11 protein-coding genes are annotated in these 10,391 nt (G+C 70.7%); all 11 read right to left on the reverse strand.

The features are described from left to right. Positions 1-3 precede the first annotated feature (3 nt). Positions 4-1,176: an argininosuccinate synthase gene (locus ACQPZW_RS38760; RefSeq protein ID WP_433797742.1), complete on the reverse strand. Its 1,173-nt coding sequence runs from the start codon at positions 1,174-1,176 to the stop codon at positions 4-6. After that, positions 1,106-2,125, reverse strand: coding sequence for a hypothetical protein (locus ACQPZW_RS38765; RefSeq protein ID WP_433790991.1), 1,020 nt, complete (start codon positions 2,123-2,125; stop codon positions 1,106-1,108). Before ACQPZW_RS38765 ends, ACQPZW_RS38760 begins: the two co-directional genes overlap by 71 nt. Continuing rightward, positions 2,122-2,622 (reverse strand): arginine repressor, encoded by a 501-nt coding sequence (locus ACQPZW_RS38770; protein WP_433790992.1) that lies wholly within the window; start codon positions 2,620-2,622, stop codon positions 2,122-2,124. Before ACQPZW_RS38770 ends, ACQPZW_RS38765 begins: the two co-directional genes overlap by 4 nt. Further along, positions 2,619-3,551, reverse strand: coding sequence for an ornithine carbamoyltransferase (argF, locus tag ACQPZW_RS38775; RefSeq protein WP_433790993.1), 933 nt, complete (start codon positions 3,549-3,551; stop codon positions 2,619-2,621). The genes ACQPZW_RS38770 and argF overlap by 4 nt, the downstream gene beginning before the upstream one ends. Further along, the gene (locus tag ACQPZW_RS38780) at positions 3,548-4,699 is read right to left on the reverse strand and encodes an acetylornithine transaminase (RefSeq protein ID WP_433790994.1); all 1,152 of its coding nucleotides are present in this window, start codon (positions 4,697-4,699) and stop codon (positions 3,548-3,550) included. The genes argF and ACQPZW_RS38780 overlap by 4 nt, the downstream gene beginning before the upstream one ends. Further along, complete coding sequence (argB, locus tag ACQPZW_RS38785; protein WP_433797743.1) at positions 4,696-5,565, reverse strand: acetylglutamate kinase; 870 nt, start codon at positions 5,563-5,565, stop codon at positions 4,696-4,698. Before argB ends, ACQPZW_RS38780 begins: the two co-directional genes overlap by 4 nt. Beyond that, positions 5,559-6,731: a bifunctional glutamate N-acetyltransferase/amino-acid acetyltransferase ArgJ gene (gene argJ / locus ACQPZW_RS38790; protein ID WP_433790995.1), complete on the reverse strand. Its 1,173-nt coding sequence runs from the start codon at positions 6,729-6,731 to the stop codon at positions 5,559-5,561. Before argJ ends, argB begins: the two co-directional genes overlap by 7 nt. Further along, positions 6,728-7,729, reverse strand: a complete 1,002-nt coding sequence (argC, locus tag ACQPZW_RS38795; RefSeq protein ID WP_433790996.1) for an N-acetyl-gamma-glutamyl-phosphate reductase — start codon at positions 7,727-7,729, stop codon at positions 6,728-6,730. Before argC ends, argJ begins: the two co-directional genes overlap by 4 nt. A 655-nt stretch (positions 7,730-8,384) precedes the next feature. Further along, a complete protein-coding gene (locus ACQPZW_RS38800) occupies positions 8,385-8,798 on the reverse strand; it encodes a hypothetical protein (protein WP_433790997.1) in 414 nt (137 codons plus the stop codon). Further along, positions 8,795-9,292 (reverse strand): hypothetical protein, encoded by a 498-nt coding sequence (locus ACQPZW_RS38805; RefSeq protein WP_433790998.1) that lies wholly within the window; start codon positions 9,290-9,292, stop codon positions 8,795-8,797. Before ACQPZW_RS38805 ends, ACQPZW_RS38800 begins: the two co-directional genes overlap by 4 nt. Before the next feature lie 124 nt (positions 9,293-9,416). Beyond that, the gene (egtD, locus tag ACQPZW_RS38810) at positions 9,417-10,379 is read right to left on the reverse strand and encodes an L-histidine N(alpha)-methyltransferase (protein WP_433790999.1); all 963 of its coding nucleotides are present in this window, start codon (positions 10,377-10,379) and stop codon (positions 9,417-9,419) included. Between the last annotated feature and the right edge of the window lie 12 nt (positions 10,380-10,391).

Raw genomic sequence — 10,391 nt, forward strand, 5'->3', positions numbered from 1 at the left:
GGATCACTCGGCCGGCTTCGCGGCCGCGCGCTGGATGGCGCCCGGCACCGAGTACATGTGGGCGAACGCGCGGGCCTGCTCACCGGTCCACAGCGACGAGCCGTGGCCGTAGACGACACCCGAGCGGGTCGCCGCGTCCAGCAGGCTGTGCGGGCTCCTGCTGCCGAGGAGCACGATGTTGCCCTTGTGCAGCAGGACCCGCACGGTGCCGGTGACCCGGGTCTGGCTGGAGTCGAGGAAGGCGCGGAAGTCGTCCATGATCGGGTCGAAGTAGACGGCTTCGTGCAGCAGGTCGCCGTAGGTGTTGCCGAGCGTCGCCTTGGTGGCCTGCTGCCTGTTCGACAGCACCAGCTTCTCCAGCTCACGGTGCGCCGCGATGAGGATCAGCATGCCCGGCGCCTCGAAACCGACACGGGCGAGGTTGCCGACCATGGTGGAGCCCATGTGGATGCCCCGGCCGACGCCGTGCTCGCCGCCGAGCACGTTGAGCGCGGACAGGATGTCGTAGCTGTTCTCGCTGGGCAGCGCGTCGCCGGCCGCGGTCACCGCCGAGACGACCTCGCCCTTCTCGAAGCTGATCAGCAGCTCGACGCCCTTCTCCGGGGCCTCGTCGATCGACTTCGTGTAGGTCCAGGCCGACTCGGGAAGGTATTCCCAGGAGCCGTAGGTCTCCTCGCCACCGATCGACGTGCCGATCAGGCCCTCGTTGATCGAGTAGAGCTTGACCTTCTCGCTGACCTCGTAGCCTCGCGACCGCAGGAACTCGGTCTCACCCTCGCGGGTGAGCCGCTCGTCGCGGATCGGAGTGACGATCTCCAGGTGCGGGGCCAGCGCCCGGATCACCGCGTCGTAGCGGACGTGGTCGGCGCCCGCGCCGGTCGAGCCGTGCGCCACCGCGTCCGCGCCGACCTCCAGCGCGACCTGGACGACCTTCTCCGCCTGGATCAGCCGCTCCGCGCCGACACACGACGGGTAGGCGCCGTTGCGCAGATAGTTCGCCTTGATCGCGTAGGTGATCACCCGGTCGTAGAGCTCCGCGCGGGCGTCGACGACGTGGTGCTCGACGGCGCCCAGCTCCTCGGCACGCGCCCGGACCACGTCGGCCTCACCGCTGTGCAGGCCGCCGGTGTCGATGTTGGCGGTCACCACGTCCCAGCCCTTCTCGCGGAAGTCCACGAGGGCGTACGAGGTGTCCAGACCACCGGAGAAAGCGAGGACGATCTTGCGCTTGGTCATCGGGACAGTTCCTTCTCAAGAATCGGCACATAAGTCTTACCGTCCCGGCGGACGTGACCCGGCGGCAGGACGTAGAACTCACAGCGGCCCGCTTCGATGTCCTTCTGCATGGCCCGCTGGCGGCTGTAGTCGAACGGATCGAGCAGGAACGTCGGCTCGGGCAGCTCTCCCCGGCCGGGAGCGTCAGGTCGCTCTGGTAGACGAACGAGCCCGGCGACGTGTGGAACGGGACGGTCGCGACCAGGATCTTCAGTGCCCCGAACTCGGTGTGCACCTTGAGCGCGCTGTTGTCGTACTGGGTGACGCCGTCCAGTTTCTGCGCCCGGTAGGCCGACAGCGCCAGCGCCTTCGCCGCCTTGCCCAGCCCGACCGCCGGCATCAGCGACCACAGCGACCAGCCCACCCAGCGGCCCGGCTCGGCCGACGGGGCCGCGCAGTAGCCACCCACCGGGACCGGACCCCGGTAGCCGCTGTCGCGCATGTCCTGCTGGACCTTGCGCAGCAGCTGCTTGACGTCGGTGTCGAAACGGAACGTGGACCGCTCGACCATGTCGGCGAACTCGGCCTGCGGCAGACCGGCGATCAGGGCCGCGGCCGGCATCAGGATCAGGTCGACCATCACCCACTGCGGCATCGGGATGCCCCGGTCACCGAACGCGATGCCGTTGATGATGTTGAAGAAGTTCAGGAAGTCACGGATCGACCAGTCCTTCTCCGCCGTGTCGGTGAAGTCGAGCCAGGTCAGCTTGTGACCGTACGGCGTCTCGTTGAGATGCGGCCGCAACGTCTCGTTGGAGGCGAGGAAGAACTCGACGCCGTGCCCGACCAGGCTGTCGGTGTGGTCGGCGAAGTCCGGGAAGCGGGCCTCCACCGCGGGTGTGAACGTCATGACCGGCTCTCCTCGAAATCCGACCTGCTCCAGTTGCTGAGTTTCTCGGCCAGCGCCGCACCCGACGTGGGGCCGCTGTCCCGTGCCACCACGAAGATGGTGTCGTCCCCGGCGATCGTGCCGACCACATCGGCCAGACCGGACCGGTCCAGTGCGCTGGCCAGGAACTGCGCCGCCCCCGGCGGGGTACGCAGCACCGCGATGTTGCCGCTGGAGTCGACCCCGGTGAGCAGCTCGCGCAACAGCCGGATCAGCCGGGCCGGGCCGTGCTCGGTGCTCTCCCGCAGGGGTTTGTGCCCGTCCTCCGGAATGTAGTAGACGCCACTGACCTTGACGGCGTTCAGCTCCTCCAGGTCACGGGAGAGTGTGGCCTGGGTGACGTGGACGCCCTCACGCGCGAGGATCACGGTCAGCTCGGTCTGCGACTTGACCCGGCGGGAACGGATCAGGTCGACGAGCCGGGCGTGCCGGCCCGCTCGGGTCGTCGGATTGTTCATGGCAGGTTGACCGCCAGCAGCCACGCCAGCAGGGCCTTCTGAGCGTGCAGCCGATTCTCCGCCTGGTCGAAGACGGCGCTCTGCGGCCCGTCGATGACCTCGTCGGTGATCTCCTCGTTGCGGTGCGCCGGCAGGCAGTGCAGCACGATCGCCTCCGGATCGGCGGCGGCCAGCAGCTCCTTGTTCACCTGGTACGGCCAGAACGGGGTGAGCCGGTCCTTGCCGTCCTCCTCCTGGCCCATCGACGTCCACGTGTCGGTGGCGATCACGTGCGCGCCGTCGGCCGCCTCCCGCGGGTCGCGCAGCACCTCCACCGAGCCGCCTGTCCACGCCGCGATCTCGCCGGCCCGGCTGACCACCGACGCCGCCGGGTCGAACCCGGACGGGCCGGCCACCCGCACGTTCATCCCGGCCATCGCGCCCGCGATCAGGTACGAGTGGGCCATGTTGTTGGCCGCGTCGCCCACATACGCCAGCGTCCGCCCGGCCGTCGAGCCGAACCGCTCCCGGATCGTCAGCAGGTCGGCGAGCAGCTGACACGGGTGGTAGCCGTCGCTCAGCGCGTTGATCACCGGGACGCGCACACCGGACGCCAACTCGGCGAGCCGCTCGTCGCCGTGCGTGCGGTAGACCATCGCCGACACGTACCGGGCCACCACCCGCCCCGCGTCGGCGAGCGTCTCACCGCGGCCGAAGTGGGTGTTCTGGGTGTCCACGATGATCGGCTGGCCGCCCAGCTCGGCGATGCCGGCCTCGAACGACAGCCGGGTACGCAGGCTGGCCTTGTCGAAGAAGACGGCGACGCTGCGCGGGCCGGCCAGCGGCGTGTAGCCGAACCGGTCGGTCTTCATCTGGGCGGCGAGGTCGAGGACCTCGGCCTGCTCCTGCGGGGTCAGGTCGTCGTCACGGAGGAAGTGGCGGGTGGTCACCGGATACCGTCCAGGGCAGCGATCAGGGCGTCCGCCTGATCGGAGGAGATGATCAGGGGCGGGGCGAGCCGGATGACGTCCGGCTTGGCGGGGTTGACCAGGAAACCGGCGTCACGCAGCTTGGCGGCGACCTCGGCCGAGACCGGCTCGTTGAGGACGATGCCGAGCAGCAGGCCGGCGCCCCGGACATACTTCACCAGCGGGTGATCGAGGCCCTCGATGCCGAGCCGGATCTGCTCGCCGACCCGCTTGACGTGGTCGAGCAGGCCCTCGTTGGCGATCGTGCGGATCACCGCGAGGCCGGCCGCGCAGGAGACCGGGTTACCGCCGAAGGTGGTGCCGTGCGACCCGGGGGTGAGCAGGTCGGCGGCCCGGCCGAAGGCCATGCAGGCGCCCAGCGGCAGGCCACCGCCTAGGCCCTTGGCCAGGGTGACGATGTCGGGCTCGACGCCCTCGCTCTGGTGGTGGAACCAGTGACCGGTGCGTCCGATGCCGGTCTGCACCTCGTCGAGGACCAGCAGCGCGTTGTTGCGCGTGCAGATCTCACGGGCGGCCGTCAGATATCCGGCCGGCGGCACGACCACGCCGTTCTCACCCTGGATCGGCTCCAGGATGACCATGGCGGTCGCGGTGGTCACCGCGGCCTCCAGAGCGGCGACGTCACCGAAGTCCACATGGGTGACGTCGCCCGGCAGCGGCCGGAACGGATCCTGCTTCGCCGGCTGCCCGGTCAGCGCGAGCGCGCCCATGGTCCGGCCGTGGAAGGCGCCGTGCGTCGCGACGACGTGCGTGCGCCCCGTCAGCCGGGAGATCTTGAAGGCGGCCTCATTGGCCTCCGCCCCCGAGTTGCAGAACAGCACCCGCCCGGCCCGGCCGGCCAGCGCCAGCAGCAGGTCGGCCAGCGCCACCGGCGGCTCCGAGATGAACAGGTTGGAGACGTGCCCCAGCTGCTGGATCTGGCTCGTGACGGCGGCGACCACGGCCGGGTGGGCATGACCCAGCGCGTTCACGGCGATGCCGCCGAGGAAGTCGACATACTCCTTGCCGTCCTCGCCGGTCAGCACCGCGCCCCGGCCCTTGACGAGGCCGATCGCCGGGGTGCCGTAGTTGTTCATCATCGACTGCTGCCAGCGCTCCACGAGCGTCATGAGGGGACCACCATCGTTCCGAATCCTTCTTCCGTGAAGACTTCGAGCAGCGTCGAGTGGGCGACCCGGCCGTCGACGACGTGCGCGGCCGGAACCCCGCCGCGGACCGCGCGCAGGCAGGCCTCCATCTTGGGGACCATCCCCGACTCCAGGGAAGGCAGCAGCTTCTCCAGCGCGGCGGCGTCGATCTCGCTGGTCAGCGACGACGTGTCCGGCCAGTTCGTGTAGAGGCCGGGCACGTCGGTGAGCACCACCAGCTTGCGCGCGCCGAGCGCGACCGCCAGCGCGGAGGCGGCGGTGTCGGCGTTCACGTTGTGCAACACGCCCGCCGCGTCCGGCGCGACCGTGGCGATCACCGGGATGCGGCCGGCCGCGATCAGGTCGTCGACGGCCGACGTGTCCACCTGGTCGACGTCGCCGACCTGGCCGATGTCGACCTCCTCGCCGTCGATCAGCGCGCCCCGGCGAACCGCCGTGAACAGCCCGGCGTCCTCACCGGAGAGGCCCACCGCATACGGTCCGTGCTGGTTGATCAGGCCCACCAGCTCCCGCCCGACCTGACCGGTCAGCACCATCCGGACGATCTCCATCGTCTCCGGGGTGGTGACCCGCAGGCCACCGCGGAACTCCGACTCGATGCCGACCCGCTTCAGCATCCGGTTGATCTGCGGGCCGCCGCCGTGCACGACGACCGGCTTGATGCCGACCAGGCGCAGGAACACCATGTCGGCCGCGAACGCCGCCTGAAGCTCCGGGTCGATCATGGCGTTGCCGCCATACTTGATCACAACCGTGGTGCCGTGGAACCGCTCCAGCCACGGCAGGGCCTCGATGAGGATCTCGGCCTTCTTCTGCGCCTTCACGATGAGTACGCGGAGTTCTCGTGGACATACGCATGGGACAGGTCCGTGGTCCAGATCGTCGCGCTCATCTCCCCCTCGCGCAGGTTGATCGTCACGCTCACGTCCCGGCCGGACAGGTCGACCTTGCTGCGGTCCTCCGCGGCGGCCCCGCTCTTGCAGATCCACACCCCGTTGATCGCCACGTCGATGCGGTCCGGCTCGAAGGCCGCGCTCGTCGTGCCGATCGCCGCGAGGATCCGGCCCCAGTTGGGGTCGTTGCCGAAGAACGCCGTCTTCACCAGGTTGTTGCCGGCGACCGTCCGGCCGACCTGCACCGCGTCGGCCTCGCTGGCGGCGCCCTGCACCTCGATCGCGATGTGCTTGGTCGCGCCCTCGGCGTCGGCGATCAGCTGCTGGGCCAGGTCGTGGCAGACCTCGGTGACGGCGGCGGTCAGCTCCTCGAGGGTGGGCTGCCGGTTCGACGCGCCACTGGCCAGCAGCAGCACCGTGTCGTTGGTGGACATGCAGCCGTCCGCGTCGATCCGGTCGAAGGTGACCCGGGTGGCGGCGCGCAACGCGGCGTCGAGCACCTCGTTGTCGGCCGACGCGTCGGTGGTGATCACCACCAGCATGGTGGCGAGCGCCGGGGCCAGCATGCCGGCGCCCTTGGCGATGCCGCCGACCGACCAGCCGTCGCGCTGGGCCACCGCGTTCTTCGCCACCGTGTCGGTCGTCATGATCGCCTCGGCTGCTTTGACCCCACCGTCGGCGGCGAGCGCCTTGGCCGCCGCGCTCACCCCCGGAAGCAGCCTGTCCATCGGCAGCAGCTCGCCGATCAGGCCGGTCGAGCAGACCGCGACGTCACCGGGGCCGATCATCATGCGGTTGGCGCCGCCACGCAGCACCGCGGCGGTGTGCTCGGCAGTCGCGTGCGTGTCGCGGAAGCCCTGCGAGCCGGTGCAGGCGTTGGCGCCACCCGAGTTGAGGATCACGGCACGGACGATCCCGCCCTTGAGCACCTGCTGGCTCCACAGGACCGGCGCCGCCTTGACCCGGTTGCCGGTGAACACGCCGGCCGCCGTGTAGTCGGGACCGTCGTTGACGACCAGGGCGACGTCGGCGTTGCCGCTGGCCTTGAGCCCGGCGGCGACACCGGAGGCGCGGAAGCCCTTGGGATGGGTGACGGTCATGGTGCCACTCCGAAGACGCTCAAGCCCGTGGTCTCGGGCAGGCCGAACATGATGTTGGCGTTTTGCACCGCCTGGCCGGCGGCGCCCTTGCCGAGATTGTCGAGCGCGCTCACCACGATGATGCGGCCCGAGTCGATGTCGACCGTGGCCTGCAGGTGGCAGGAGTTGGAACCCGCGGTGGCGGCCGTGTGCGGCCAGGAGCCCTCCGGCAGCACGTGCACGAACGGCTCGTCCGCATACGCCACCTCGAGTGCCTCACGCGGGTCGCCGCCGTTGAGCCGGCGGGCCGTCACCGTCGCCAGGATGCCGCGGGGCATCGGCGCCAGGATCGGCGTCATCGACAGCGAGGACGCCCCGGTGGCCTGCTTGATCTCGGCGACGTGCTGGTGCGCGCCGACCTTGTAGGGCGACAGGTCACCCATGATCTCGCTGGCCAGCAGGTGCACCTTGGCGTTGCGCCCGGCACCGGAGGTGCCCGAGCTCGCGACGACCACCACATCCTCCGGGTCGGCCACTCCGGAGGCGATCAGCGGCGCCAGCGCCAGCGTGATCGTCGCCGCATAACAACCCGTGTTGGCCACCCGGTCGGACGCGGCGATCGCGGCCCGCGCGCCCGGCAGCTCCGGAAGGCCGTAGGTCCAGGTGCCGGCGTGGCCGCCGCCGTAGTAGCGCGTCCACTGCTCGGCGCTCTCCAGCCGGAAGTCGGCGCCCAGGTCGACCACCTTGACACCGGCGTCGAGCTGCGCCGCGACAGCCGCCGACTGCCCGTGCGGAAGCGCGAGGAACACCAGGTCAGCCCCACTGAGCGAGGCGGCGTCGGTGGAGCCCAGCACCAGGTCGAGCCCGGCCAGCTGCGGGTGCACCGCTGCGACCGGCGAGCCGGCCTGACTGTGCGCGGTCGCCGCGACCAGGTCGAACTCGGGGTGCCCGGCGATCAGGCGCAGCAACTCACCGCCCGCGTAGCCACTGGCTCCCGCCACCGCGACCCTGACTCCCATGCCTACCTCCGTATGACTATGCAGAAGAACGTATCAAATCCCACCCTCCACGGCAACCACGAACGCGCCCTTCCCGCATGCTGAGCGATACGGTCCCGGTCGCCTTCCTCACAAAGAACATCGCGGGGGTACGGGCCGGTCCGCCCCGCAGACCACCCGGTCCCCGCCTACACCGCGACGCGAGCGGCCCGTCCCACCCTCCAAGGCGCCTCACGGGCGTATGCGTCCCTCACCGCCACCTCCGGGACAGCGGGACAGCGGAACAGTGAGGCGGTGGGGCAGCGGAACAGCGGAACAGCGGGACAGCGGGACAGCGGGACAGCGGGACAGCGGGACAGCGGCGCGAGTCAAGCCGGGGCTGGCCTGTCGGCCGGGGCACGACCGACGGGATCACCCGATCGAGTGACCGACTGCCCCTGAGCCGTGGAGCGCACTGAAGGAGCACCCGGGCGAAAAACCGGGCGCCCCCAAGCCGTGGAGCGAAACCGACAGGAGCAGCCGGGCGAAAAACCGGGCGCCCCCAAGCCGTGGAGCGAAACCGACAGGAGCAGCCGGGCGAGAGACCGGGGGTGCCCCCGAGCCGTGGAGTGAAACCGACAGGAGCACCCGATCGGGTGATCGGGTGCTCCTGAGAAGTCATGCGGGAACGGTCGGGTCAGCGTGTGGTGGCCCATGTGTTCCAGGCTGCCAGCCAGTCGTCCTGGGCGGCGGCGATCGCCGTGATCTTGGCGAAGTCGACGGGGCGGAGGCCGCGCTGGCGGTCCCACGCGAGCTGCGCCGGGCGGCTGGGCACGTCCGGGCCGAGCCGGGTGCCGTACAGCAGGGTCTCGGAGATCGCCCGGTCCCGCAGTCCCTGGTCGGCGCGGAACCACCCGGCCTCGCGGTCCAGGCGGGTGAGCTGGTCCAGCATCGCCTGCACGGAACGGCGGGCCGCCTCCTCGGGCTCGCCGGCGAGGTCGGTCTGGCGGCGGACGGCGTTGCGCCAGAGGTCGGTCCAGCTGCGCGGAAGCTGTGGGCGCGGGCCGCCCGACGTCGACCACACGTCGTGTTCCCGGGTAGCCCTGATCACAGCGTGGACCAGCAGTACGTGCGGCTCGCGGCCGGCCTGCACGTCCTCGCCGTCCGGCCGGCCACCGGCGCCACCCGCCTCGCCCCGCGGCGCCCGGTCCTCATCGGCGGCCGGCGCGCCACCGCCGGGCGGTGCACTACCGGCAGGCGGTGCACTACCAGCAGGCAGAGCACTACCGGCGGGCGGTGCACTACCAGCAGGCGCGCCGCCGGCAGGCGATGCGCGACCAGCCGGCGATGCGCCATCGGCAGGTGGCGACCCATCAGCAGGTGGTGGGCCATCGGCAGGCGGTGACCCATCAGCGGGCAAAGCGCCATCAGCAGGCGTTGACCCATCAGCGGGCAGTGGGCCATCAGCAGGTGGCGGCCCATCAGCGGGCAAAGCGCCATCGACGGGCAGAGCGCCATCAGCGGGCGATGGTTGATCGCCGGATGCCGGGACGGCCTCCGGTGACGGCTCGGCGGCCGGCTGGTCGCCGGGCGGTGGAACAGCATCCGCGTGGTCGGACTCCATGCGGGACCCCCTTGGTCGACGCCTCGTGTCACCGTCCCGCGCGGACTCGCGGGACGGCCCCAGACGGTGAGGCGACACCGCTAGGAAAACACGAAGCGTCAACCTTTACAGCGCCTGGGCGAGGGTGATTCCGAACCAGTTGGACGGGTCGGTCCATCGGTGGCGCGTGACGAACCCGGCGGCGGCGAGCTCGGCGGCGAGCCCGTCCGGGCGGAACTTGGCGGAGATCTCGGTACGCATCTCCTCGCCCGCGGTGAACGGGACGTCCAGATCCAGGTCGCCGATGTGGACGACCTGATCACGGGTGGACCGCAGGCGCATCTCGATCCACTCGTGCGCCGGGTCCCAGACGGCGACGTGCTCGAACGTCGGCACGTCGAAGTCGGCGGCCAGCTCACGGTTGATGACGTGCAGGACGTTGCGGTTGAACTCGGCGGTCACCCCGGCGGCGTCGTCGTAGGCGGGCACCAGGACGGCCGGGTCCTTGACCAGGTCGGCGCCGAGCAGCAGCCACTCGCCCTCGTGCAGGACCGAGCGCAGCGACGACAGGAACGTGGCCCGCTCGGCGGGGACCAGGTTGCCGATGGTGCCGCCCAGGAACGCGACGAGACGGTTGTCGCCGTCGGGCAGATGCCGCAGGTGACGGGTCATGTCGCCGACCACGCCGCGGATGCCGAGGCCGGGATAGGCGGCGGTCAGTGAGGCGACGGCCGCGGCCAGGGCCGAGCCGGAGACGTCGAGCGGGACGAACGCGCCGAGCGTGCCGCGGGCGACCAGGGCGTCGAGCAGCAGCCGGGTCTTCTCCGACGAGCCGGACCCGAGCTCGACGAGCGTCTTCGCCTCGGTGATGCGGGCGATCGCGGCGGCGTGCGACTCGAGGAGGGCCCGCTCGGTACGCGTCGGGTAGTACTCCGGAAGCCGGGTGATCTCCTCGAAGAGCTCGCTGCCACGGGCGTCGTAGAACCATTTCGGGGGCATCCACCGGGGGTCGGCGGTGAGCCCGGCGCGCACGTCGGCACGCAACTCACGGGCCAGATCGTCGTCGTCGAGGTGTCTGTCCAGGAGCAATGCGCACACCTT

Origin of the sequence: Actinoplanes sp. CA-252034 (assembly GCF_050956125.1) — a bacterium.
Classification (GTDB): Bacteria; Actinomycetota; Actinomycetes; order Mycobacteriales; family Micromonosporaceae; genus Actinoplanes.